Source organism: Pseudomonas sp. FEN, from assembly GCF_904067045.1.
Classification (GTDB): Bacteria; Pseudomonadota; Gammaproteobacteria; order Pseudomonadales; family Pseudomonadaceae; genus Aquipseudomonas.
Window position 1 is genome coordinate 1 of record NZ_CAJFDC010000015.1, and the last position, 25,827, is coordinate 25,827.

The window sequence follows — 25,827 nt, forward strand, 5'->3', positions numbered from 1 at the left end:
GGATACGATACGGTGCCGACGCCCCCACCAGGGCTTGAGCGACATTACCGCCAGCCAGACCTTGGATGGCCGCCGTGACCGCCTGCGCCGCTCGTTGATAATTGCCACCCGTACCGTAATCCTCCAGGACGGCGTTGGTAACCTGGGTGGAGAGTTGTTCGTTGGTGGGATTGGTATTACCGCTCTGAGCCAACTGCTGACGAGCCGCTTCAACCTTCTGCGGATCCTTCAGGGCTTGGCCGTCTCGATCGCACCCTGGGTGCGGATGATGTCGATCGCCTGGTTGCCGATCTCACCGATCAACTGAGCCTGACGCAGGCGTTTCTGCTCTTTCTCTTTATCGAAAATCGGACTCAGGGCGTTATCACCCAGCGATGACCCACCGGCTTTGTTGTTCAGGTTATTGTTCACCTAGCAACAACCTCTCCAACGAGCTATCCTTGAACGGAAGTTTCGTTGCGTCCGCTCGAATACCAGACTGAATATCTGCACGAATATCAACGTTAATTGCGCCAGGAGTTTGTGCATTTTGCCCGCCAAACAATTCAACTGTGGGTTTCCCACCAGAACCAGCTACTCCCCCTGAGCCTTTTGCACCAACTAAACTTTAAGAGATACAGAAAATTTTGGCCGAGCTCATTCCTCAAACTTATAACTAATCGCTCCCCCTCAGATTTAAACTCACGCTCCAACTCCTCACTCTTGAACCCGGAGTTTGGCGGATAATCAACATCCAGTGTTTCGTCATAAATGGCGGCCCATTTTAATAGACGTTCCTGAAGCTCTTTAGAAATCGGAAGCTCGCAAGGAGCCATGTCCCATACTCACCCGGGGACATATTCCAAATCGGATAACACTGATAATCCGCCATTAATTTTATACATTTCACTTAACGCTCCCCCTTGGATTTGCACCGACAACGAAGCCGTTATCACCAACAGTCACAGCTATTCGCTGCGTCTGACCGTTAATATTTAACTCATAAATCGGGCGCCCAACTCCAGAGCCTTGATAGCCAACGAGCTTACCCTCAAAAAACCGCCCTCATCACTACTCCCGGAATCTGAGCCTCTGACACACCCATCTGAGCGAATTGGCTACCATGCTCCTCAATGATGTGTGCAACCCAGCCTTTGAGTTTCCGGTCTCTAGGAATACAACTTTCCCGCTAGAACTGCGAGTCGTTGCAATGACATTCTCTGGGGTAAATTTCACACCATTAGCAGTCAACTCATCAAGCAAGGATGTGTTCAGCGTACCTTTTGCACCAACGAACCAGTCTTACCTCGGCAAAAACCGTCTACGCAAAAATGTTTTGTAGTTGTCAGGCGCCGCACTTATTAACGTCTCGAGATCATCACCACGAACCAGAGAATGGTCGACTATAGACTCAACAAAATAGTACCGATACTCAGGATTCTCACTCAATTCCAACTCGAAACCCCGAAGAAACTCCAATATGTGTTCAAATGAATTTTTCTGCACCAGAGTGCAACCTAAAAACTCGTACGCGGATATGTAGTATGAGTTCTCAATAATGCCACCACCCCGCCTAACTCTTTCAATGAAGCCTCCAGAGCTTCAGCGGAAAAGAAGGGTAAAGAAACCAACCACAGAACAAACTTTCTGAAGTACTCATCGGCCAAGAGCATTGTCGATATCCTTTATTAGCTGTTTAGCAAAATCAATATCCCGCTGACTGTAAGGGTATTTGCCGGGTGGTTGATTGTCAGCATTACGAACTAGATCACTTAGTCTATTACTGACCTCGATGGCTTTTTGCTCATGCCCAGCAGGAGACAACATGTCGCCTGTAGCTTTCTCATAACGCACAGCGTCAGCCAATCCGCCGTTTCCGACCCTGCTGCCAGTTTTATCCGCACCGTAATACGAAGTCAGAATCTTTTCAAATTGGTCGCTATCTGCTGGCCGATAAGTAGGCCCAAACCCACCCTTGGGCGCATCCACGCTAGCTTTTGCACCAATGAATTTGAGGTAAAACCTCAGTCAACCCTATTGTTTACACCATGTAACCTGCAGATCTCATCTGCGTAAGCACCGCCTCATCAAATTTTTTGATCAGATATACCTCTAATAGATCTCGCACTCTTCCACTTCCATATTACAGGAAGAATCCTGCTATCCAAACGATCAAACTCTTCCAAAAAAATATCTGCCAAAGCATATTTATCTAAATCGTGAACGGCCTCAAGCATCATGTTCAACACGACGCTTGGCGGCTTCCCATTCAGTATTTCCGCTAACAAATATCTATTTTCCGAAAGTGACATAGATAATTTCGCCAATGTTTTCAATTTTTTCGACCTTCGTGTATCCGTATTTTTGGGATATCTGGCCTGTCCAAGTATTCAAAGCAGCATTTTCTTTTGACATTCCATTGGCAATATTCTGCAGATATTTAGCAGTGTTAACGCTGTCAGTACCCGCCTCCCAAGCCCCACGAATTTGATTGACCTGGATACCTTCATTGCCTAGGCGTTGCATGGCGCTGGCGAACATATCAGTGCCTGATGCATCGTAAAAAGGATGATTTTGTGCTGCACGAATCTCAAATCCCAGCACTCCAGCTTTATCCACATTCACGACCAATCCTGCTACGCCCTCAGGATTGCCATACCTGAGAGTAGTGCCCCCGTTGGACACGCTCATCATAAAGTCATTTGTGACATCTACTTTGGGAATGGGTGGTTCAATTCTCCCCAGTTCTTTTGCACCCTTTCTGTGCCCTCTTTAAACTACGGCTGCCAGAATGTCAGACAAACCCCATATTCATCGAGAAGATTATCAGCAATTTCAAACTGAAACACTTTCTCTGGGAAGGAGTCTGATAGCGCGCGCCTCCAATATCTAGTGATCTGCTCAGCAAATAAATGACAAAGACGATAATCTTCTTCCGACAGGCCAACCTTAAATACGGGTCGGCCCGGCGCATCTTCCCACTTTGAAAAGAACTGATTTATTGAAAAAATATTTCTGTATCGCTCAACGTCTCTACGCGATGCACTTTGTTCCAACACACCAGATTCGGTCTCGACCAGCCCCTTCAAATGAAATTTTTGCGGGTCGTATTGCTGAGCGTTAGGCAGCCAGAAAACGTGGCCATCAACCTCAATAAAATCAGGAGAGAGCAAACCTAGAACAGAAATTGCTTGTTCCAATGAAACCAAGTGCCCTACATATGAAAAAAATTCCCCGGAGCCGATATCCGAAACAAACAAATTCAACGACTCTTTAGAAATATTACCCTGATAAATTTTCATCAATTCAACCCTAAGCTATCAAGAACCGACTGAGGAACATTTCCCTCAAAAGCTTTTGTATCACTTCCCTTCTTGGGGAAATATGTTCCATTCGGTGCTTGGTTCCATTCGACCACCTTAATCCGAGAGTTAGACACATCATATAGTGCACGCCCCTCAGGACCATAGACAACAACATGCCCATTTCCAAGATTGGCGTAAGAATTGGGTGCTTGTCCTTGCAACGGATACTGAACACCACCACGAGTTCCCGTGACCGTCACATTCGTTTCCCTGAGTCCCTTGGTATAATCTAAATCAATAGTGTTACCGGCAGAGTCCGCAATGAACCTCGATGTATTGGGAGCGTTAGTAGTTCCTTTTGCACCACCTTTTAACGCAAGAGCCCCCCCACCAAACACCCCTAACGCCGTACCACCTAGCGCCGCATCCCCACCCGCCATTTCTGCAACAATGATAGCCGTCTCATTGCACATCGCCGGCGCCAGCGCGCATCCCATTGCCAATTCCGGAAGGACAACAGCAGCGCCCACACCACCCGAAGCATATACCCAGCCCGCGACAAAATCATGTCCTGGCCCCTTATATCCATCGCCCCTGGCTTGCGATCTCTGCGCCTCGCTTCTTTGTTCCGCGGTCGCGCCCTGTTGAACCAAATAAGCATCCAGACTGGCCGCCGCCGCCCCATAACCGACATCCAATGGAAAGGAGACTTCGTTGTTTTCAACCGCGTTCTTGGCCGCGTTCCCTCCAGCTACCGCGCTCGCCGAATCGCCCCCCGCCAAGCCTCCGACCAAACCACCGGCCAAGGTCGACAGCGTCGATATTTTCTGTTTTTCAACTTCGCTCAGTTCACTGGACAGCTTGCCCGGATACAGCTGGGTAGCAATCAGCTCTCCCAGGCTGGCGCCCGTGGCCCCCGCCAGGGCCGAGGTCTGCTGGGACTTGGCCAATACCGCGCCAAGCACGGCGTGAGCCATGATTCTCGCTTCAAGGTTGTCACCGGTGCTGGCCTTGATCACACCGGCCAGATACGGTGCCGACGCCCCCACCAGGGCTTGAGCGACATTACCGCCAGCCAGACCTTGGATGGCCGCCGTGACCGCCTGCGCCGCTCGTTGATAATTGCCACCCGTACCGTAATCCTCCAGGACGGCGTTGGTAACCTGAGTGGAGAGTTGTTCGTTGGTGGGATTGGTATTACCGCTCTGAGCCAACTGTTGACGAGCCGCTTCAACCTTCTGCGGATCCTTCAGGGCCTTGGCCGTCTCGATCGCACCCTGGGTGCGGATGATATCGATCGCCTGGTTGCCGATCTCACCGATCAACTGAGCCTGACGCAGGCGTTTCTGCTCTTTCTCTTTATCGAAAATCGGACTCAGGGCGTTATTCGCATGTTCGACATCACGACTCAACGTGGCGACATCCTGCTGTTGCTTGCCCTGCTCGCGAATATTGATTTCACCCGCTGAAACAGCCGAGTAGGTGGTGCTGCTGTCATGCCCGCTATTATTGGCTCCCGTCAGTAACAGGCTGCCCATGTTCCCCAGGAACGTCGAGCCCGTATCGCCGCCAGTGCCACCACTGATACCTTGGTGCTGACTGCTGAAGTCAGCCTCATTGCGAAGCCCCGTCCACCCCAGGGTACCCGTACTCAGTTTGTTTTGATCCGCGCTGGCGGTGCTCGCAATCACGCTGCCGTTAAGCTGCGTGTGTTCTCCAACATTGACCTGATATCCTCCCTTGCCGGCAAACAGGCCTGTTTGCTCCTGCACGCTCTCGAAGTTGGACTTGATCTTGTCCTGGCTGACGCTAAGCGATGCGCTGCCCGTCATGCTGCCAAAGGTAAAACTACCACCCGCACTGGCATTGGCCTGTTTGGAATCGAAACGATCAGTGTCTTGCAGGCTGGTCAAGGTCAGGTTGCGGCCAATATCGGCGATCACCTTTTGTGCCGTGGCTTGCGCCCCTTCCAGGGTCGTATCCCGCCCACTTTTCAAGGTCAACTGATTACCCGCGTTGACCGTGGTTTCTGTCCACGCGTTGCCGTTGCCTGTTTCCTTGCCAGTACCGCTATTGGCATTGGCGAATATGCTCAGACCCGCACCGCTGGAACCTACCCCCAGACTGATACCAATCGCCCCACCACCACTCTTGTTGGAGCCATCAAGTCGTTGTGTGTTGAGGCCCGCGCTCAGATCAATGTCGCGAGCCGCTGTCATCGACACATCATGGCCCGCCTGCAGCTTGCCACCGACGACCGCTATATCACCCGTTGCAGAACCCGGCTGACCGCTCCCTACCGCGATGATGTTCAGATCCTTGCCTGCGGTAAGGCTGCTCCCCTGGCTGGTACTCTGCTCCTGAACCTGCTTGGAACTGGACTTCTGGGTGCCTAGCGACAAGGCAATACCCACAAAACTGCCCGTGCTCGCACCGGACTGAATCGCCTGGGCACCTTGCCAGGCCTGATACCCAGACAACCCGGCCTTGACCCCCTGAAGTGCGGCAAGACGAGAGTCATCTTCCTGCTTGGCGGCCTGGACCGTTTGCACCGCCGTATTGACAGCCTCTCCCACGACCCCGGACAAGGCCAGTGTCAGGCCACTTTTACTGCTCTCTTGAGCGGTTCGGGTAGAACTGTCATTGGCGGCATCCGTGATGTAGACATTTTGTCCGGCAAGATTGATGTCTTTATCCGCAACCACATCGCTGGCCTTGACGCTCAGGTCCTTGCCGGCGGTGATGCTCACGCTGCCCAACACACTGCCAATGGTGCTGGCTTTCTGCATCTGGCTTTCAGTGCTTTGCGTATAGGCATTCTTGGATGAGCCCAAGGTCACACCTATCCCGCCAGAGCTCATCAGGCCTGACTTTTTAGTAGACTGACTATGTTGCGCACTGAACTGCTCGGTGCCACTTTCTATGCGAATGTCATTACGGGCTTGCAGATTGGTTTGTTCAGTCGACACGACATTACTGGCGGACACCACAAGATCATGCCCCGCCTGAATCAGCGTGCTATCGGCGCTGAGCGTCGCTCCCGTCAATGAAGTGCTGCTGGAGGAGTCACTGCTCATCTTGCTGGTGCTGGAGAACCCGAAACCACCTGACTTCGACTTGGCCGAAGCGCTGAATTGGCTGTTTTGCGCGGCGCTCAAATTGACATCGTTACCCGCACGAACCACCAGGGCACCTTTGTCACTGTTAACAGTCGAGCCGGTGATGTTGACGTCATTCACGGCAACGATCGTGGTCTTCCCTTGCGCTTGTATGACTGAGGAAACGGCTTGCTCACTGCCGCGTTCCGTCATCGTCGATGACTTCTTGCCCCAAGCGCCTTTCTTGGTTTTGGAATAATAGGAATAGTCGCTGTTTTGCGCCGTATTCAGGTTCAGGTCATTGCCGGCATAGAGGTAAGCCTCATTGCCTGCACTCACCCGGCTTGCAGTTACTTCAAGGTCTTTGCCCGCAACCAGAGCGACACTGCCGCCAGCAGTAACACCGGTAGAAACCTGCCGGGTATGATCCTCCTGCCGGGTGACCTTGTTGGTCTTGACAAAGGAATGCTGCTCGTCTGCCGCCGAGGCCAGCGTCAGGTTCTCCGTCGCGGCCATGGCGATATCACGCTTGGCATCGATCTGACTGGCAATCGCCGTCAGATCACGTCCAGCACTGACCGTCAGGTCCCTGCCCGCAGTCACGCTGGAGCCATTCTGAATCACACTTTTGTCGCTGTAACGGACGCCCAACGTCTGACCGTTCACTTGCTCGGCTGACGTGATGTTCACATCGCGGCCAGCCTTGAGCGTGGTGTCCAGCGTGCTTTTCAACACCCCGCCGCTGTTGTCGATATCGCGCCCGGCGCTGATCGTCAGGTTGTTGCTGGCCTCGATCCGCGCGGCGCTATCGGCGAACCCGCGCTGTTCGCTTTTGTCGCCGATGCGGCTTTCGTGAATGGTGATGGTGCGCTCGTTGACTACGTCGCCCGTGGTGGCGGTCACGCTCACATCGCGACCGGCGATGATGCCGCCAGCTTTGTTGACGACATTGTTACCCGCCAGCAAGTCCAAGCGATTACCCGCCTCCAGCAGACCACTGTTGACCAGATCATTGCCAGCCGCGGCCGACAGGTTGTTGCTGGCGCGCAAGGTACCGGCGTTGTTCAGGTCCTTGCCGGCGATCAGGCTCACGTCGCTGCCCTGGATCAGTGCGCCGTTGGCCGCCAGGCGGTTATTGGCATCGGCCAGATACAGCACTGGCACCAGCACTTGCTCGCCGTTCACCGTCGCGTTTTCCATCCAGACAATATCGTGGGTCAGCGCGGCAACCTGCTCGGAAGTCAGGCTCACACCCAGTTGCAGGTTGAGCTCCTGCTTGCTGGCAATGGCGTTGTTCATCAGGTACTTGAAGAGCGCGTCATCGGAGGTCTGACCGTCGATAAAGCGCTGTCCGGTGCGGGCCGTCACGGCCTGCTGGATCAGTTTCTGCTCGTAGAATCCGTCGCCTAGACGCTTGGCGCTGGTGTCCGGGTTGTAACCCAAGCCAGACAGCAGGTAGTCCGAACTCATGAACTGCTTGAGGTCGGTCAGCACCGGGTTGGTTTCGACCAGGTATTTCTGTGGGTTGGACTTGACCGACATATCCGGCAAGCCCTGGACGCGGGCCAGGGTCGATATACCCGTGGCGGTATCGACCTGAACCCTCCCTGGCTGGGTGATCGCCGAGTCGCTGCTGCTGTAACCCGGCAGTTGGATAAGATTGCTACCGGTATCGACAGGCCCACCGACGTTGATAACGCTGGCACCGACGCTGCTACCGGTAACCTGACGGGTGGCCTCGGTCAATTGCCGATCACTGGCGGCGACCGGCGAAATATCACCGATCTGGAAGTTGCGCGCCTGGACTCCCGGCAAGCTTTGTTGACGCAGTGCGGTACTGACCGTAGCACCACCCATGCTCCAGTTTTGCAAACCCAGATTGGCCTGGCTCGCCTGCCGACCCGAACCGCCCTGCGCACTCAGACGGAACAGACCATTTTGCCCGGTGGGCAGGCTGAAGCCCGGCAGGGCCAAGGGATTGACCTGCTGCTGCGCTAGATTCGGCGGCAGTTGCGCGTTAACGGTGATGCGAGTGGAGAAGTTACTGCCCGAGGACTGGGTGTCGGTACGAGGGCCCACGCCGACATAGGTGTAGCCCGGACGCACGACGCTGTTGTCGATGCCGTTTTGCGCCTGGACATTGACCGCACCACCGGCCTGAATCACCGCGGCATAACTCTGATCGCCAGTGGCCAATTTGCGGCTGGTACGCAGTTGCTCCCACTCCCGCTCGGTCGAGCCGATAAAGGCACTCATGGCTGCCTGGAGGCCACCCAGGTTATTGGGGTTGTAGCCTGCGCTTTGAAACCAGTACTGGTTGGTAAAGGCGGCGGCGTTCGCGTACCAGCCTTCCGGGTGACGGGTACGCTCGGACACGAAGATTCGCGACGTTTCGGTCTCCCCGGTTTCCAGACCGCTGTTGGTCAGATTATTGACCTGGGCGCTGAAGCTACCGCCAGCGGCGATGCTACTGCTCTGGTTGAGCAGGTCCCCGCCTTGAACACTCAGATTGATGCCGGCGGTGATGCTGGAAGCCGCACTGGCCTCGGTCACTTCGAACTTGTCACGCTGGGTGATCTGCCAGACGTGGTTCTCCTTGCCATCGCTGCAGTCGCTGGCGTTAAAGCCTTCGATACATTGAGTTTCAGTGATCGAGGCGGTGTAGATGCCCTGATTGTTGGTGGTCAGCACCGCTCGCACGTTCTTGATCGTGCTCGCGGCCAGACTCATGCTGCCATCGCTCTGGATTGAACTGGAGCTGTTGACGATGCTGCTGGCCAAGCCGCCAAGCCCGTCGCGATCTATCTTCAAGTTACCCAGGCTGTAGATACTACCGTAGCTGTTGGTCAACGAATCGAGCCGCAGGCCCATGTCGCTACCGCTGAAGATCAGACCGTGGTCGTTGAGCAATGCCCCAGTGGTCGCGGTCAGGATCTGCGTGCTGCCCAGGGTCCCGTAGTTGTTGATACCGCCCGCATTAACAGTCATCCCAGCGGCCGAGGTCAGCCGGCCATAGTTGCTCAACTGCCCACCGACATTGATCGCGGTATCCCCGCCCCCGGCAATACTCCCGGTGCTGCCCTGATTGAGCGAAGCGGCGGTCAGCCCCAATGTCCCCAGGCTGCTATAACGCCCGTTGCCGCCATAACTGCCACTCAGGTTCAGACTCGTCGTGCCATCACTGGCAATCAACCCGTCGTTATTCCAGTTGCCGCCATTACCGGTCAGGCTGGTGGACGCCAGCAGTTGTCCGCCCGCCGTCTGGTTCAGGGTATTGACGTTCACCGTCAAGCGTCCGGCCTGGATCACGCTGCTGTTGGTCCAGTTATCCGCGGTCAGCGTCAACCCACCCCGGGTCACCAAGCTGCCACCCGCATTCAAGATATTCGCGGTGGCGATATCAAAGATGCCGTTACCCACATGCAGCAGGCTGCCGCCCAGGTTCAGGAAGCTGGCGGTATTCACGGTCAGGTCGGTGTTGGCGGTTTCCAGCTTGCCGTTGCGGTTGTCGAACAGCCCGCTGATCTGCAAATCAGTCTTGCCGCTGGTGCCCAGCGCCCGCAGTTGCCCGGTCTGGTTATCCAGGCTGGCGGCGCGCACGCTCAGGGTGCTGTCGCTTTCGATAATACCCAGGCGGTTGTTCAGCGCACCGTTGAGGCTGAGGTCGATCTGTTGGCCGGCGATCTGCCCGTCGTTGTCGCCACTGTTGTCGAAGTTGTTGCCGCTGACCTTGACCAACCCCTTGGCGTACAGGCCGCCGTTGCGGTTGTCGAAGTCGGCGGTGGTGATCACGGCATCGCCGCTTTGCGCCGAGATCCGCCCGCCGTAGTTGTCGATCCCGCCCAGGGCACTCAGATTCAGGCGCTGGGCCTGGGTGATGCCGCCCTGGCGGTTGTTGTTCAGGTCGTAGCCGTTTTTCAGCACGCCGACGATCCGTGCTTCGAGGGCCGCCTTGATGCTGGCCAGGGTGCCGCCACGGTTGTCGAGGTTGGCGGCGCTGACGTTCAGGTCGCCGTTCTGGGCAATCAGCTTGCCGCTCTGGTTGTCGATATCGCCTGTGACCGTCAGGTTCAGCGCACCCTGGCCTTGCACCGTGCCCTTGCCGTTGGCGAGGCTGGCGGCAGTGAGCTTGACGTCGCCGTTCTGGCTGTAGATCAGGCCGTCGCCATTGTTCTGCACGGCGCCGTTGGTGGTCAGGGTCAGTAAGTCGTTGGCCGCCACGGTGCCGCGATGGCTGTTATCGAGACCGCCGCTGAGCAGGCTCAACAGGCCCTGACTGACCAGTTGCCCACCCTGGTTGTTGATCTGGCTGCTGCGGCTGATCACCAGCGGCCCGGCGCTGACCAGCTTGCCGTTGGTGTTGGTGAGGACGCCCAGCAGGTCGAGATTGACCGCGCCATTGCCGGTCAGGGTGCCGCTGGTATTGTCCAGTGTCGTGCCGGTGAAACTCAGGGCTTGTTGTGCGCTGAGGCTGCCAGCGTTGTTCAGGGCCATGGCGTTGAGCGTCAGGGTGGTGGCGCTGTCGATGGAGCCGCCCGCCGCGTTGTTCAGCAGGCCGCTGACCGTCAGTTGCTGAGCCGCGCCGCTGGACAGAATGCCCGCGCTGTTATCAAGACTGGCGGCGTTGACGGTCAGGTTTTTCTGGCTGACCAAGGCCCCGCCGCCACTGTTGAGCAAGGCGTCATTAAGCGTCACATCCAGGTTGCCGTTGCGACTGGAGAGCGTGCCGTTGTTGCGGTTGTCGAGACGGCTGCCGTTAACCGTCAACCCCTGCCAACCGGAAATCAAACCACCCTGGTTGATGATCGAACCGCCCTGGTTGCTCACGCCAGTGGCGGTCACGTTCAGTTGGTCATTGCTGATCAGCTTGCCGCCGCTGTTGTCCAGGGTACGACCACTAATAGTGAAACTCTGGCTGCTGGACAGCTCGCCGTTCTGGTTGTTCAGGTCGCGCAGGTGACTGACGGTTAACAGACCTTGGGCGTTCAGCAGACCGTTGCGGTTATCCAGGTCACCACCGGCCAGGTCCAGGCTGAGCGCCTGGCTGCCCAGCAGGCGCCCACCGTTCTGGGTCAGGGCGCCGAGGTTCAAGCCGATATCGCCCTTGGCCGAGACTTCACCGCCGTTGCTGGAGTCCAGGCTGTTGGCGGTAATCGTCAAGCCGCCCTGGCTGTTGATCAGGCCATTGCCCGTGTTGTTCAGGGCCATGGCATTGAGGGTTACGGCGCCAGCGCCGAGCAGCGTGCCGCCCTGGTTGTTCAGATCACCACTGGTGATATTCAGGGTTTGCGCGGCGTTGATCAGGCCCAGGCTCTGGTTGGTCAGTTGCCCCGTGGTGGTCAGGATGAGGTCACCACGACTGGTGACGGTCCCGCCGCTGTTGTCCAGGCTGGCCGCCCGCACATCGAGCGCGGCGGCGGCGATCTGGCCCTTGAGGTTGCTCAGGGCCTGGTTGATCCGCAAGGTCACGGCCTGGTTGCTCAGCAGCTTGCCGTTGCTGTTGTCGAGGCTGTCGGCAAGCACGCTGAAGGCCTGGGCGCTGGAGATTTCACCGCCCTGGTTGTTCACGCCCTTGAGGTTGTTCAGCAGCAGCGACGGGGCATTGATCAAACCGTTCTGGTTGTTCAACTGGCCGTTGTGCAGGTCAAGGCTCAGTGCGCCGTGGCTGAAGAGTTTGCCGCCCTGCTGGTCGAGTCCGCTGACACTGGCGGTCAGGGCCTTGTCGCTACCGATGCTGCCACCCTGGTTGGTGACCTGCCCGGCCGTCAGGGTGAGCGTGTCACCACTGCTCAGGCTGCCGCTGCTGTTGTCGTAGGTCCCGGTGCTGAGGGTTGCCGCGCCCTTGGCGCTGATCACGCCTTGTTGGGTATTGTCGAGGCTGGCACTGTTCAGGGTCAGTGGTTTGTCGGTGAGCAGTCGGCCGCCCTGGTTGATCAAGGCCCCGGTACTGGTCAGGCTCAAAGCCCCCGCGCTCGACAGGCTGCCCGCCGTGTTGTCCAGGCTGGCGGCGTTGACCGTCAGATTGCCTTCGCTGCTGATCAGGCCCCGGAGCTGGTTGGTCAGGGCGTTGTCGAGGGTAATGACCAGGCCCGACTGGGCACTCAGGGTGCCGCCGCTGTTGTCCAGACTACTACCATCGAGCGTTGCACTGCCCTGACTGCGCAACTGGCCCAGGCTCTGGTTGATCACCTGGGCCACCTTGAGCCCCAGCGCCGTGTCGGACAAGACCTTGCCACCGTCGCTGTTGTCCAGGCGCAAACCGATCAGGCTCAGGTCGGCGCTGCTGGAAATCTCGCCCGCGCGGTTGTCGATCCGGTCGACGTTGAGTTTCAGCGCTTTTGTCGCCCCGACCAGACCGCCCTGGCGGTTATCCAGGCTGCTGCCGTTCAGGGTCAGCGCGCCAGTGGCGAACAGTTGGCCGTTCTGGTTGTCCAGGCTGGCGACAGTCGCGGTCACGTCGGCTTTGCCGGAGACCGCGCCGTTGCTGTTGTCCAGGCTATTGGCCGCCAGTAGCAGCGCGCCGTCGCCGATCAGGGTGCCGTTCTGGTTGGTGAAGGCCTTGGTCACGCCCAGGTCGACAGCACCCCGGCTGCTGATCAGGCCATGGCTGTTGTCCAGGCTGGCGCTGCGGCTGTCGAGAGCCGCGGCGGAAATCAGACCGTTGAGGTTAGTCAGGGCCTGCGTGATGCGCAGGGTCAAGCCCTGCTCGCTCAGCAGTTTGCCGTTGCTGTTATCCAGGCTTTGCGCGGCCAGGGTATAGGCCTGGACGCTGGAGATTTCGCCGTTCTGGTTGGCCACTCCGTTGAGGTTGTTCAGCACCAGCAGTGGGCCGTTGATCACGCCGTGCTGGTTGTTCAATTGGCCGTTGTGCAGGTCCAGGTTCAGGCGGGTTTTGCTGAACAGTTCGCCGCCTTGCTGGTCGAGGCCGCTGACGTTGGCGGTCAGGTCCTTGGCACTGGCAATACGACCGGAGGCGCCGTTGCTGACCTGGGTGGCGGTCAGGTTCAGGCTGTCGTCACTGGTCAAGTGGCCGCCCTGGCTGTTGTCCAAAGTGCCAGTCGTAATGCGGGTCGCGCCTGTGCCGTTGATCACGCCTTGTTGACTGTTGTCGAGGCTCGCGCTGCTGAGCACCAAGCCCTGATCCGTGAGGATCGAGCCGCCCTGGTTGAGCACCGCGCCGAGGCTGGTGATCGACAAGGCCGCGCCACTGCCGAGCTTGCCGGCGTTGTTGTCCAGGCTCGCGACGTTGAGGGTCAGTGCGCCCTCGCTGCTGAGCAGCCCGGTATTGTTGAGCAGTGCGCCGTCGAGGCGGATATCCAGGCCCTTGAGGCTGGAGACATTGCCGCCAGTGTTGTCCAGGGTCGTGCCGCTCAGGTTCACGGTGCCCTTGGCGAACAGTCGGCCCTTGGTCTGGTTGATCAGTTGCGCCACGCTCAGCCCGAGGTCGGTCTCGCTCAACAGCTTGCCGCCGTCGCTGTTGTTCAGGCTCTGGCTGGTGACAGTGACGCGGCTGGCGGTGCTGGACAGTTCGCCGGCCCGGTTGTCGATCTGCCCGACATTGACAGTCAGGCCTCTGGTGCTGGCGAGCGTGCCGCCGTTGCGGTTGTCGAGGCTTTTGCCGGTCAGCAGCAAGCTGCCCTGGGCCACCAGCGCCCCGCCCTGCTGGTTCAGGGTCTCGACGTTGGCGGTGAGATCGCCCTGGCTGGCAATACGGCCAGCGGCGTTGGCGATTTCCTGCGCCTTGAGGGTGACAGGGCCAACCGCGCTGAGCAGGCCACCGCTGTTGTCCAGGCGCGTGCCTTCGTAGCCGATGGCGGCCTTGCCGATCAGGTTGCCCTTGTCGCGGTTGTCCAGTTGATCGACGACTAGCTTCAAGTCCTTGTCGGCTTGAATCACACCGCCACGGTTGTCGGCCGAGGCGCCGCGCAAGGTCAGCTGATCCTTGCCCGCCAGGCTACCGCCACGGTTATCGAGGCTGCCGGTGTTGAGGTCGATGGCTTGGCCGGCGCGCAGTTTGCCCTGCTCGCGGTTGTCGAAGGCGCCAGTGATGGTCGCGCTCAGCGTGCCGTCGACGGCAAGCAGGCTCCCCGCCGCGCGGTTATCCAGGCTGGCGGCGGTCAGGCCCAGGGCCTTGCCGGAACCGAGCGTGCCGCCCTGGTTATTCAAGGCGCCACTCAGGTCGATGCTCAAGCCCAGGTCGCCCGTGATCTGACCCTGGCTGTTATCGAGGCTGGCCGCCTTCAGTATGGAAATACCTGAACTTGATACAGTGCCACCGTGATTATTGAATGCACCACTGGCGTTGATATTCAGGCTGTTACCCGCCGAAATCAGACCGGCAACGTTGTCCAGGGTAGCGAGGGTCAGGCTGACGCCGGAGAGGCTGGAGACTTCGGCGCCACCGTTGTTCAACGAGCCCAGATTGGCAACCAATGCGCCGCTACTGTGGACCAACCCACCCTGTCCATTGAGCAGTTGCCCGGCAGTGACGCCCAGGGTGCCCGTACTCAGTACGCGCCCTTTGTTCTGGTTGTCGAGGGTTGTTGCGGTGACGCTGGTTTGCCGCTGCCCGCTCAAGGTGCCGCCCTGGTTGCCCAGGGTTTGCGTGGCGGTGACGCTCAGGTCGCGGCTGGCAATCACGCTCTGGCCGCTGTTGCTGATGGTCTGCGCCGTGACGCTGACATCGCCCGTGCTGTTGCGCGTGTTGTCGGCATTGACCCCGGCTTCGATGATGCCGCTGTTGGTCAACTGGCCGCCGCTGTTGAGGGTGATGCTGTCCCTGGCCGCCAGATTGTTCCGGCTGGTCAGGTCACCCGTGGTCTGCACGTTCAAGCTGCTGCCAGCGTAGACCGGACCTTGCGCATCCAGGCTCGCGGCCTTGACGTTGACCGCGCCACTGGCGGCGGCCTGGACCATGCTCAGTTGGCCGTTGGCATCGAGCTGGATATCGCCGCCGCTGGCCGCCAGGTTGCCGGCCAGTCTGACCCCGACGCCGGCTTCGGTACCGACCAGTTTGATGGTGCCGGCGTACATACCGCCCAACGCCGTGGAGTCGATTGCCACCTGGGGCTTGGCACTGCCGTCGTCGGCCCGCGCCGTGGCACTGAGCGTGCGGGCGTCGACGTCGTTACGACCGGCGATCACGGTCAGTTGCTTGGCGTTGATCTGCGCGTTGATGGTCGCGGCGCGGGTGATGATTTCGAACTGGTCGACATTGCTCGCGTTGAGACCCGCGCCGTCGATGGACACGCTGCCCTGGTCGACTTGATAGCCGGAGACCTGCCCGTTGGTGATGACGGCTTTGCCGGTAGTCAACGTAGCCTGCGGCGTATTGATAAAGCCGCAGCCATTGCAACTGATGCCATAGGGGTTGGCGACGATCACATGGGCCGACTGCCCCGCCACCTCGGTATAACCGCGCAACTGACTCGGACTGCCGCCGTTCACCTCGTTAAGAATGACGTTGGCCGCCGCACCGTTGAAATTCGGGTTGCCTAGAATGATCCCGCCCAGTTGCGTCGACTGGGTCCGCGCGGTGGCGTTGTTGAGAATGACCCCGTTGGCTCCGACGTTGTAGTCGCTGAACTGGTTATGCGACAACCCTTGGGTATTCGGCGCGGCGATATTGACGATAGGCACGCCATTGCCGGCCTGGCCAAGCGTGGTACCGCCCCCGCTGACGGCAATGCCGTCCGCCTGGGCCAGCAGCGGCTGCCAGAACATCGCGTTCGCCAGGATGAACGCCAACCCGCGCTTGGGTAGCCCGAGGAAATGCTCACGGTTTTTCAGGGCGGCAGAAGGCTGCCGCGCCAGGAAGGCAAACTGACGAACGTCCATGTCAATATCTCAATGCAACGAGTGCGGTAAATCGAATTAAAGAAAGAAATCCATACGGAAATAGATCGGCGCTTCACGTTCAGTGATCGGTGCCGGTCGTTCCAGGGAGTTGGCAAAGGTCACGGTAGCGGCGACATGCTTGCCTCGGGCAAACAACTCAATCGAGTCGCTGGTCATGCGCCCGTGCTGCTCGGCGCTGTAACGGTCATGGCGGATCACGCCCTGGTCATAACCGATACTGGTGCCGTATTCGGAAAGCAGCGGCTGCAACCAGCCCCAGGTCACCGGCCGGCTCCAGCGCAGTTCATTGCGCCAGTAACCGCCGCTGTCGCCGGACAGCGTCTGATCCTTGTAGCCACGAATGGAGGACTGCCCGCCCAGGCTCATGCGCTGCGAACTGAACAACACGTCCTGGCTGCGCTGGCCGGTCATCAGGCTGCTGAAGCTGAACGACTCGCCCCATAGCTTGAACGGTTGCAGGTAGCTGACCGTGGCGGTGTATTTGCGATAACGGGCGTCGGGCTGACCCTGGATGAAATTCGGACCATTGTCCTGAGCATCGAAAGCACTGATGCCATCCTGCATGCCCAGGTCAAGGTTGACGAAAGCGCTACCGATCCGTCGACCGTGGGTGATGCCGAACTGCGCTTCGCTCAAGCGGTTGCTGCTCTGGGCCAGCTTGCTCTTTTCGATGAAGTTGTTGGTACGCAGGTAGGTCAGGCCGGTATTGAGCGAGGTCTTGCTCAAGGCATCGCGGTAAATAACCCGCTCCAGTTTCAACTGGTGGTTCTGACTGTCGCCGGTCTGCTGGAAATTGAAACCGTTGGCCTGGGCCAGGGAGCGGTAGTCGCTTTCGCTGTAGGTGTAACTCAGATTCCACCAACCAAACGGCAGGTTGTAGTAGAGCATGGCGTTGCGCGAGTTCTGCTCCTGGTTACTGACGATGTCATGACCACCGCGCAGGGAAAACTGATCGGCCAGCCCCAACGGACTGTCCCAATCGAAGGTCGTACCCAGTTGTTGCTCACCGGTACTTTTCTGGCCGTCGTTGCTGCGCGACAGCCCGACTCGCCAAGGCTTCTGCGGGGTGTTCTTGACCAACACCTCGCTACCGCCCACTTCCTTTCCCGGAGCCAGTTCCATCTGCGCCTGATTCGACGGCAAACGGTTCAACTGGTCGACCATCTGCTCGATCTCGCGCAGGTTGAGCAACTCGCCCGGCTTGCCGGGAAAACTCATCGCCAGTTCGCGGTCGGACAGGCCGCTGCCATCCGCGCCCTTCAAGCCTTCGAGCTTGCCCTCGACCACCAGCACCTTCAGGTTGCCGCTGGACAGGTCCTGCTGCGGTAAGTACGCGCGGCTGGTGACCAGGCCCTTTTCGATGTAGTGATCGGTGATGACCTTGAGCAACTCATTGAGCTGCGGCACGCCCAGGCACTGGCCGATATAAGGTTTGAGCAGGCGTTCGCGCTCGCCTGCGGACAGCGCGTTGGCACCTTGCAGGTCAATGCTCTTGATGGGGAAACAACGGGTCTCGGCCGGGGCCGTTGGCGCCACGGGAGTCGCCGCTTTACCGGGCAACTCCTTGAGTTCTTCGAGACGGCGACGCTGCTCTTCGAGCAGGCGATCCTGGCGCTCACGGATCAGGTCGGTGTCACCGGGGGTGGGGGCCGCATGGGCTGCGCCGAAAGTGCCCAGACAAAATACAGCGGACAGCAGACCACGCCTCGTCCTGAGTGCCAAAACCCACATCGTAGATCCCTCTAAATGGCCTTATGCCATTAACGGGGCGCGATCATAGGGTGGCCATTTAATGGCGTCAATAAAGTGTATGAAAATATTTCCGTCCTGACACAAAAAACATCAGGCGCGTGAAAGCGGCTTGCGCAGCGACCGACAAGGTGCGGGACAGCGTCATAGGCGCGGCATCGACCTAAGTGTTAACGCTGATACAACGCGATAAAAAAGCCGGGGCCCCCTGATGTGCCCCGACTCGTCGAGCAGGTTTACAAGCCCGCGTCACGCCCACTCCTTACGCAATTGACGGGCCGCGCTCACCATATGCACCAGGGCCGCTTCGGTTTCCGGCCAGCCACGGGTTTTCAGACCGCAATCCGGGTTGACCCACAGACGCTCGGCGGGAATGCGCTTGGCGGCTTTGCGCAGCAGGTTGGCCATTTCCGAGACATCCGGCACTCGTGGCGAGTGAATGTCATAGACGCCCGGGCCGATTTCATTCGGGTAAGCGAAGGCTTCGAACGCCTCCAGCAGCTCCATGTCCGAGCGCGAGGTTTCAATGGTGATGACATCGGCATCCATCGCCGCAATGGACTCGATCACATCGTTGAACTCGCTGTAGCACATATGCGTGTGGATCTGGGTTTCATCGCGCACTCCGCAGGCACACAGACGGAACGCTTCGCTGGCCCACTCCAGGTAGTGCCGCCATTGCGCCCGGCGCAGTGGCAGGCCCTCGCGGAAAGCCGCTTCGTCGATCTGGACGATTTTGATCCCGGCAGCTTCCAGGTCCACGACTTCATCACGAATGGCCAGCGCCAGTTGGCGCGCCTGTACTTCACGCGGCACGTCTTCGCGTGGGAATGACCACATCAGCATGGTCACAGGACCGGTCAACATACCCTTCATCACTTTGCCTGTGAGGCTCTGGGCGTAGCGGATCCACTCCACGGTCATGGCTTTCGGACGGCTCAGGTCGCCAACGATGAGCGCCGGTTTCACGCAACGGGAACCGTAGCTCTGGACCCAGCCGAAACGGGTAAAGGCATAACCGTCGAGTTGCTCGGCGAAGTACTCGACCATGTCGTTACGCTCGGCCTCTCCGTGCACCAGCACGTCCAGGCCCAGGCGCTCCTGCACTTGCACGGCATGGCGAATCTCGCTGTGCATCGCCTCGGTATATTCGGCTTCGCTCAACTTGCCCTGTTTGAACGACTGGCGCGCCAGGCGGATGGCCGCCGTTTGCGGGAACGAACCGATGGTGGTGGTCGGAAACAGCGGCAGATCGAGACCGACGCGCTGCTTGACGATACGGCTGGCAAAAGCCGAGTGGCGCTGGCTGTCCTTGGCGGTAATCGCGGCAACACGAGTCTGGACAGCCGGCTTATGGATGCGCGTCGAGGCGGCCCGACTGGCCTGAATCGCACGGCTCTGGGCCAAGGCTTCCAGGACCGGCGCGGATTCCGGGTCATTGATGGCGCGGGCCAGAATGGCCACCTCTTCACACTTCTGCACGGCAAAGGCCAGCCAACTCTTGAGCTCGGCGTCCAACTGGTCTTCGCGCCCCAGGTCTACCGGGCTGTGCAACAACGAGCAGGAAGGCGCCACCCAGAGGCGATCACCCAGGCGTTCACTGGCGTGTTGCAACACCGCCAAGGCTTTTTCCAGGTCGCAACGCCAGACGTTACGGCCGTTGACCAGCCCCAGCGAAAGGACCTTGTAGGCAGGCAGGCGATCGAGAATGGTCGGGTATTGCTCAGGCGCGCGAACCAGGTCGATATGCAGTCCATCGACCGGCAGATTGGCCGCCAGGCCGAGGTTCTCTTCCAGACCGCCGAAGTAGGTGGCAACCAGCTTCTTCAATGGGTCGCGCTGGATCAGGTTGTAGGCACGCTCGAAGGCGTTTTTCCAGTCCTGTGGCAGATCCAGGACCAGGATCGGCTCGTCGATCTGCACCCACTCGACACCTTGGGCAGCCAGGCGCTGGAAGATCTGGCCATACAACGGCAGCAGGCGGTCGAGCAGATCGAGCTTGTCAAAGTCGGCCCCCTTGACCTTGCCCAGCCACAGGTAGGTCAGCGGCCCAATGACCACCGGCTTGACGGTGTGGCCCAGCACACGAGCCTCTTCGACCTCTTCGAAGAGTTGCTCCCAGCCGAGCTGGAACTGCTGGTCGGCGCTGAACTCCGGCACCAGGTAATGGTAGTTGGTGTCGAACCACTTGGTCATTTCCTGGGCATGGGCGCCGCCACAGCAGCTGTCGCTGACACCACGAGCCATGCCGAACAGGGTTTGCAGGGTGGCCGGCCCCTCATGCGGACGGAAGCGCTCGGGGATCACGCCGAACATCAGCGAATGGGTCAGGACCTGGTCATACCAGGCAAAGTCGCCGACCGGCAGCAGCTCGATACCGGCTTTCTTCTGCAGGTCCCAATGAGTCTTGCGCAGCTCGCGGCCAACGGCATGCAGGCCCGCCTCGTCCAATTCGCCCTTCCAGAAAGCCTCTTGCGCTTTCTTCAGTTCGCGGTCGCGACCAATACGAGGAAATCCGTGGGAATGGGCCAGTGCCATGACAAAAAACTCCAATGTGTTTGATGGGAGCCATTGTCGACACTCAGCGCATGCTGAGACAAACTCATTTAAATACAGACAATCACAAATTTAATTCATGATCACTTATCCAGGGCACAGTGAAGGCACGCCTGCAGCAAATCGAGCAAAGCATCAATCGCTGTCTGGCGCAGAAATCTGGACACTTTGAAACTTTATGTATATTTTGTCTTGATCGTTCATGACATGGGCCTTGGGTGGCGGAGGGAGCAACGTCATACCGCGCAGACAGAACCAGGCCAAACTCCCAAGTCGGCGTTGGGGCCTGTTTAACGGCCCAACCCGGCCGCCTGAAGAGTTATTTGAACCTGTCAATTAACCACCATACGAGCTTGCACCATGAGCAAAAAAAACGACGAAGCCACTAACCTCCTTGATCAGTTGGGGCAGATTGCACAAGGGCTAGGTGAAACATTCGCGCCTTTTTGCGAAGTGGTGGTGCATGACTTACAAGACCCCAACCACGCCATTCATGCCATTCACAACAATCTGTCTGGCCGTCAGGTTGGCGATCCCGCAACCGAACTCGGCTTGGCTCGTATTGCCGATCCACAGTATCCAGAAGTGATCGCCAACTACGCCAACCGCTTTCCGGATGGGCGACAGGCCAAGAGCACCTCCATCGGTATCAAGGATTCGAACGGACGATACGTCGCGGCACTGTGCATGAATCTGGACTTGAGTTTGTTCCAGAGCCTGCAAAGCGCGATGGGACAATTCACCGCGGTCGTGAAGCACAGTATTACGGAGAATCTGAATACCAGTAACGCCGACGCCATTCGCCAGCGCATCGACGAGTTCTCCGCACGTCAGGCCACGACGCCACGGGCACTGAAGGCCGATGACAAACGCCTGTTGCTTCGCGAGCTGAAGGACACCGGGTATCTGGAAGTTCGAAAGTCAATGGAAGTCATCGCACAGCATCTGGGTGTGTCCCGCGCGGCGGTCTATAGCTACGCGAAATAACTCTGACCGGTCTCGCACCGGCAAAGACACCAATAAAAATTATTCCTACGTTAGGGGGTGGCTCTCCTCACCCTGAAAAAAGGTATCGCAATGCTTATCTCCGCCATCCAGTGCTCCAACAGTAGTGCTATCAGTCCTCCCGCCGGACACTATTCTCACATCTGCACCGCCGGCGGTTTTGTAATGATTTCCGGCCAGTTGCCTATCAATTCCGAGGGACGGGCATTGGCAGACAAGTGTTTCGAGGAACAAACCCAGCAGGTTCTGAGCAACCTTGAGCATTGTCTTGTCCGCGCAGGCGTCGGCAAAAACAGCCTGGTACAAGTGCGCGTCTATGTCACCGACATTGATCAATGGCCGACGTTCAATCGTATCTACGAACAATGGCTGGGTGATCACCGGCCCGCCCGAGCCGTTGCTGGCGTGGCTCAATTGCATTTTGGCTCAGCCGTCGAAGTTGAAGCCATGGCACTTGCAGCAACGGCCTGAACATATTGGTTGTGCACATTTCTTAAAGTTCTCATATCAAAAAGCGAGGCCCCCATGACCACGACTCAAGTGACGCTTCCCACCTACCAGGATGTCCTGGACGCTGCCGAACGTATCCTCGGCCACGCTCACCGCACACCGGTATTGACCTCACGCACACTGAACGGACAGCTGGGCGCCGAGGTGTTTTTCAAATGTGAGAACTATCAACGCATGGGCGCTTTCAAGTTCCGCGGTGCGTTCAACGCACTGGCGCGCTTCGACGAGCACCAACGCAAGGCCGGAGTCGTGGCATTTTCTTCGGGCAACCACGCTCAAGGCATCGCATTGTCCGCACGTATCCTGGGCATTCCCGCGACCATCGTGATGCCCCACGACGCTCCGACTTCGAAAATGGCGGCGACCCGCGAATACGGAGCCAGCGTGGTGCTCTATGATCGTTGCAGCGAGGACCGCGAAGCCATTGGTCGAAAACTGGCCGAGGAGCATGGTTACACCTTGATTCCATCCTATGACCACCCGGATGTCATCGCCGGACAAGGGACGGCGAGCATGGAGTTATTGCAAGAGACCGGACCACTGGATGCACTATTCGTTTGCCTCGGCGGCGGCGGACTGTTGGCGGGCAGTGCCTTGGCAACCCGCGCAGTGGCGCCTGACTGCAAACTTTATGGCGTCGAGCCACAGGCCGGGAATGATGGTCAGCAGTCGTTTCGCAGTGGAGAAATAGTCCATATCGACACACCGGACACCCTCGCCGATGGCGCCCAGACCCAGCATCTGGGGCACTATACATTCCCGATCATTCGCCGCGACGTTGACGACATTCTGACGGTCACCGATGCACAGTTGGTCGAGGGTATGCGTTTTTTTGCCGAACGCATGAAGATGGTCGTGGAGCCTACCGGGTGCCTGGGATTGGCCGCCATGCGTGAAATGAGCAAGGCGCTGGAAGGTCAGCGTGTCGGTGTGATTGTGAGCGGCGGGAATATTGATCTGGATCGGTATGCACGGTTGCTGGCTTAGTCTTTAACGCTGGAGCCCGTTGATCTCTTCAGGTCAGCCCGAAGAGATCGGTCGCAGGCATCAGCAGTACCTGGGACAGCGCGTTTAGGTTCTACACTAGGCCTCAACTCGACCCCTTCCAAAGGTAGCGCACAGATGGAACGTCTCGCCGCGAAAGACTTTGCCCCTGAACTGCTCGAGCTGTACGACTACTACGTCCACGGCAAGATCAACCGCCGGGAATTTCTCGATCGCGCGGCAAAGTTCACCTTGGGCGGCCTCGCCGCCAGCAGCCTCCTGGCAGCGCTGAGCCCGAACTACGCGCTGGCCGAGCAGGTTCCGTTTACCGACCCGGACATTGTCGCCGAATACATCACCTACCCCTCCCCCAAGGGGCACGGACAGGTGCGTGGTTATCGGGTACGTCCGGCCAAGGCCAGCGGCAAGGTGCCGGCGGTGGTGGTCGTGCATGAAAACCGTGGACTCAACCCCTACATCGAAGACGTTGCCCGACGCGTGGCCAAGGCCGGCTTCATCGCCCTGGCCCCGGATGGCCTGTCATCGGTCGGCGGCTATCCCGGCAATGACGACAAAGGTCGGGAGTTGCAGCAGAGCGTCGATCCGGAAAAGCTCATGAACGACTTCTTCGCCGCCATCGAGTGGCTGATGAACCATGACGCTACCACCGGCAAAGTCGGTATCACCGGTTTCTGCTATGGCGGCGGGGTCGCCAATGCCGCCGCCGTGGCCTACCCGGAACTCAGTGCCGCCGTGCCTTTCTATGGTCGCCAGCCAAGAACCGAGGACGTGGTACGGATCAAGGCGCCCCTGCTGCTGCACTACGCCGAACTGGACAAGCCCATCACCGATGGCTGGCCGGCCTATGAACAGGCCTTGAAGGCGACCGGCAAGATCTACGAAGCGCATATCTACGCCGGGGTTAACCACGGTTTTCACAACGACTCCACCCCCCGCTACGACGAGGCCGCCGCCAAACTGGCATGGGACAGGACGCTGGGCTGGTTTCGGCGCTATCTGGTTTGACGCTGAAAACGCCGCGCGAGCTGTAGATAGCGTCTTGACGATAGCGGTGGTGAATTCAACATCGCTATCGCCAGCAAGCTGGCTCCTACAGAAAAGCAGTGCTCGTTGCCGAAAGCGGCAACCTCGTCTTCTCAGGTCGGAGAAATCGTGGCCAGGAGGCCAATCGCAATCGTCAGTATGAGAAATCCACCCAGGAACATCGCCATCTTGGCCATAAGGCCTCCTCAACTATAAGGTCAGGGCATAACGCGGGTTGCGTAATGATTTACGGAGCAGAACAAACAGACGCTGACCGAACGTCACAGGCCGTAGCCCAAGGCAGTTGTTGGAAGCTGATCCGCAAGGCCATTGTCGGACCTGAACCGAATACATTACAGACGCAGATGACAATGAAAAATACGGATCAGAACAGCGGCCCCAGCACCCGTTTCACTTTCATCAACGCCGTGCGCAGGGTGTCCAGGTCCACGGAACCCAACGCCAGGCGGATCGCGTGCGGCACATGCACGGTGGTGGCGAAAGGCTCGGCGGTGGAGAGCGAAATCCGCTCGCGCATCAGCGCCATGGCAATCTGGTCGGCCCGCGCCTCTTCCGGCAGAGGCAGCCAAAGGAAGTAGGAAGACGGATGGCGAACAGTGCGCAACCCGACCAGCAATTCGTCGGCCATGACCTGTCTGGCTTGTGCGTCCTTGCGCTTTTGCACTTCCAGCCTGGCGACAGTGCCATCCTCGATCCAGGCGGTGGCGATTGCCGTCAACACCCCCGGCGTGTTCCAGGTGGTCGCCCGGATGATGCGCTCCAGGGCCTCCACCCGCTGGAGCGGTGCCGCGACAAATCCGACCCGCAGGCCAGCGGCGACGCTCTTGGACAGGCCGGAAACGTAGAGGGTCCTTTCCGGCGCCAGCTCGGCCAGCGGCGACGGCGCGTTCTCCGCCAGGTAAGCGTAGGCCGCGTCCTCGATGATCAACAGATCATGCCGGCGGGCGATCGACACCAACTGCCCACGCTGATCGGCCGCCATCACCCAGCCCATTGGATTGTGCAGGGTCGGCATGCTGTAGACGGCACGCACCGGGCGACTGCGACAGAGTTTTTCCAGCGCCTCGAGATCGGGCCCCTGGTCGGTGAGCGGGATGGCGACGAGCTCAAGGTGCAGTGCCTGCGCCAGCACCTTGAATCCCGGATAGGTCAAGGCATCCGCGGCGATCACATCCCCGGGTTGCAACAACGCCATCAGGATGACTGTCAATCCATGCTGGGCGCCGCTGACAATCAACACCTGCTCGGCCGCCACGCTCAGCCCCCGCGCCGCCAGGTGGCGCGCGACCACCGCCCGCTCATGCAGGCGCCCGGCATGCGGGTGGTAGCGCAACAAGGACTCCAGGTCACCGGACAGTGCCAACTGGCGCAAGGCCGTGCGCAACTGCTCGGCCTGCCCCGGCGACGAGGGATAATTGAAGTTGAGATCGACCATCCCCACGGCCACCTCGGGCTGATCGATACCCAGGCCGGCAGGCAGGGCCGTCTCCCTGACAAAGGTGCCGCGGCCCGTCTCGCCACTGACCAGGCCCATGCTCTCAAGCTCGGCATAAACCCTGCTGGCCGTCACCAGCGCCAGGCCATGGCTGGCGGCCAGTTGGCGATGAGTCGGTAAGCGGGCACCGGGGAGCAAGCGCCCGGCACGGATATCGGCAGCAAAAACGTCCACCAGCGACTTGTACCGGGAGCGAGGCATAGGCAGATGTATCCATGACAAT

11 protein-coding genes and 1 pseudogene are annotated in these 25,827 nt (G+C 58.7%); 4 read left to right on the forward strand and 8 right to left on the reverse strand.

Translation table 11 applies throughout. From position 1 onward, the window contains the following. From PFEN_RS31510 to metE, 7 genes and pseudogenes are all read right to left on the reverse strand, one after another. Positions 1 to 366 (reverse strand): annotated as a pseudogene (locus PFEN_RS31510) (hypothetical protein); the annotation flags it as partial. A gap of 1,269 nt (positions 367 to 1,635) precedes the next feature. Next, entirely contained in the window at positions 1,636 to 1,968 is a 333-nt protein-coding gene (locus PFEN_RS18330) for a hypothetical protein (protein ID WP_191488223.1), read from the reverse strand. A gap of 303 nt (positions 1,969 to 2,271) precedes the next feature. Then, positions 2,272 to 2,604, reverse strand: a complete 333-nt coding sequence (locus PFEN_RS18335) for a hypothetical protein (protein WP_191488224.1) — start codon at positions 2,602 to 2,604, stop codon at positions 2,272 to 2,274. 152 nt (positions 2,605 to 2,756) lie between these two features. After that, the gene (locus PFEN_RS18340) at positions 2,757 to 3,281 is read right to left on the reverse strand and encodes a hypothetical protein (RefSeq protein WP_191488225.1); all 525 of its coding nucleotides are present in this window, start codon (positions 3,279 to 3,281) and stop codon (positions 2,757 to 2,759) included. Continuing rightward, positions 3,281 to 16,219, reverse strand: coding sequence for a hemagglutinin repeat-containing protein (locus PFEN_RS18345; protein WP_191488226.1), 12,939 nt, complete (start codon positions 16,217 to 16,219; stop codon positions 3,281 to 3,283). The genes PFEN_RS18340 and PFEN_RS18345 overlap by 1 nt, the downstream gene beginning before the upstream one ends. Before the next feature lie 36 nt (positions 16,220 to 16,255). Then, positions 16,256 to 17,971: a ShlB/FhaC/HecB family hemolysin secretion/activation protein gene (locus tag PFEN_RS18350; RefSeq protein WP_191488227.1), complete on the reverse strand. Its 1,716-nt coding sequence runs from the start codon at positions 17,969 to 17,971 to the stop codon at positions 16,256 to 16,258. A 267-nt stretch (positions 17,972 to 18,238) separates the two neighbouring features. Further along, positions 18,239 to 20,527 carry a 5-methyltetrahydropteroyltriglutamate--homocysteine S-methyltransferase gene (metE, locus tag PFEN_RS18355; RefSeq protein WP_191488228.1) on the reverse strand — a complete coding sequence of 763 codons (2,289 nt, stop codon included), beginning with the start codon at positions 20,525 to 20,527 and terminating at the stop codon, positions 18,239 to 18,241. A 378-nt stretch (positions 20,528 to 20,905) separates the two neighbouring features. Here metE and PFEN_RS18360 point away from each other — a divergent pair, with 378 nt between their 5' ends. The 4 genes from PFEN_RS18360 to yghX all read left to right on the forward strand — a co-directional run bounded on the left by PFEN_RS18360 (position 20,906) and on the right by yghX (position 24,070). Next, positions 20,906 to 21,532 carry a transcriptional regulator gene (locus PFEN_RS18360; RefSeq protein ID WP_191488229.1) on the forward strand — a complete coding sequence of 209 codons (627 nt, stop codon included), beginning with the start codon at positions 20,906 to 20,908 and terminating at the stop codon, positions 21,530 to 21,532. Between the two features lie 90 nt (positions 21,533 to 21,622). Next, positions 21,623 to 22,021, forward strand: a complete 399-nt coding sequence (locus tag PFEN_RS18365) for a RidA family protein (RefSeq protein ID WP_191488230.1) — start codon at positions 21,623 to 21,625, stop codon at positions 22,019 to 22,021. 54 nt (positions 22,022 to 22,075) lie between these two features. Continuing rightward, on the forward strand, positions 22,076 to 23,047 hold the full coding sequence (locus PFEN_RS18370) for a threo-3-hydroxy-L-aspartate ammonia-lyase (protein WP_191488231.1): 972 nt from the start codon (positions 22,076 to 22,078) through the stop codon (positions 23,045 to 23,047). 135 nt (positions 23,048 to 23,182) lie between these two features. Next, positions 23,183 to 24,070 carry a YghX family hydrolase gene (yghX, locus tag PFEN_RS18375; protein ID WP_191488232.1) on the forward strand — a complete coding sequence of 296 codons (888 nt, stop codon included), beginning with the start codon at positions 23,183 to 23,185 and terminating at the stop codon, positions 24,068 to 24,070. 403 nt (positions 24,071 to 24,473) lie between these two features. Here the strand turns inward: yghX and PFEN_RS18380 are convergent, their stop codons facing one another. Further along, on the reverse strand, positions 24,474 to 25,805 hold the full coding sequence (locus tag PFEN_RS18380; RefSeq protein WP_191488233.1) for a PLP-dependent aminotransferase family protein: 1,332 nt from the start codon (positions 25,803 to 25,805) through the stop codon (positions 24,474 to 24,476). Between the last annotated feature and the right edge of the window lie 22 nt (positions 25,806 to 25,827).

What these genes read in the sequence shown, in the direction of transcription:
- PFEN_RS18350 (WP_191488227.1), bottom strand. Translation starts at nt 17,971, where the DNA reads ATGTGGGTTTTGGCACTCAGGACGAGGCGTGGTCTGCTGTCCGCTGTA.
- PFEN_RS18345 (WP_191488226.1), bottom strand. Translation starts at nt 16,219, where the DNA reads ATGGACGTTCGTCAGTTTGCCTTCCTGGCGCGGCAGCCTTCTGCCGCC.
- metE (WP_191488228.1), bottom strand. Translation starts at nt 20,527, where the DNA reads ATGGCACTGGCCCATTCCCACGGATTTCCTCGTATTGGTCGCGACCGC.
- PFEN_RS18380 (WP_191488233.1), bottom strand. Translation starts at nt 25,805, where the DNA reads ATGCCTCGCTCCCGGTACAAGTCGCTGGTGGACGTTTTTGCTGCCGAT.
- yghX (WP_191488232.1), top strand. Translation starts at nt 23,183, where the DNA reads ATGGAACGTCTCGCCGCGAAAGACTTTGCCCCTGAACTGCTCGAGCTG.
- PFEN_RS18340 (WP_191488225.1), bottom strand. Translation starts at nt 3,281, where the DNA reads ATGAAAATTTATCAGGGTAATATTTCTAAAGAGTCGTTGAATTTGTTT.
- PFEN_RS18360 (WP_191488229.1), top strand. Translation starts at nt 20,906, where the DNA reads ATGAGCAAAAAAAACGACGAAGCCACTAACCTCCTTGATCAGTTGGGG.
- PFEN_RS18365 (WP_191488230.1), top strand. Translation starts at nt 21,623, where the DNA reads ATGCTTATCTCCGCCATCCAGTGCTCCAACAGTAGTGCTATCAGTCCT.
- PFEN_RS18370 (WP_191488231.1), top strand. Translation starts at nt 22,076, where the DNA reads ATGACCACGACTCAAGTGACGCTTCCCACCTACCAGGATGTCCTGGAC.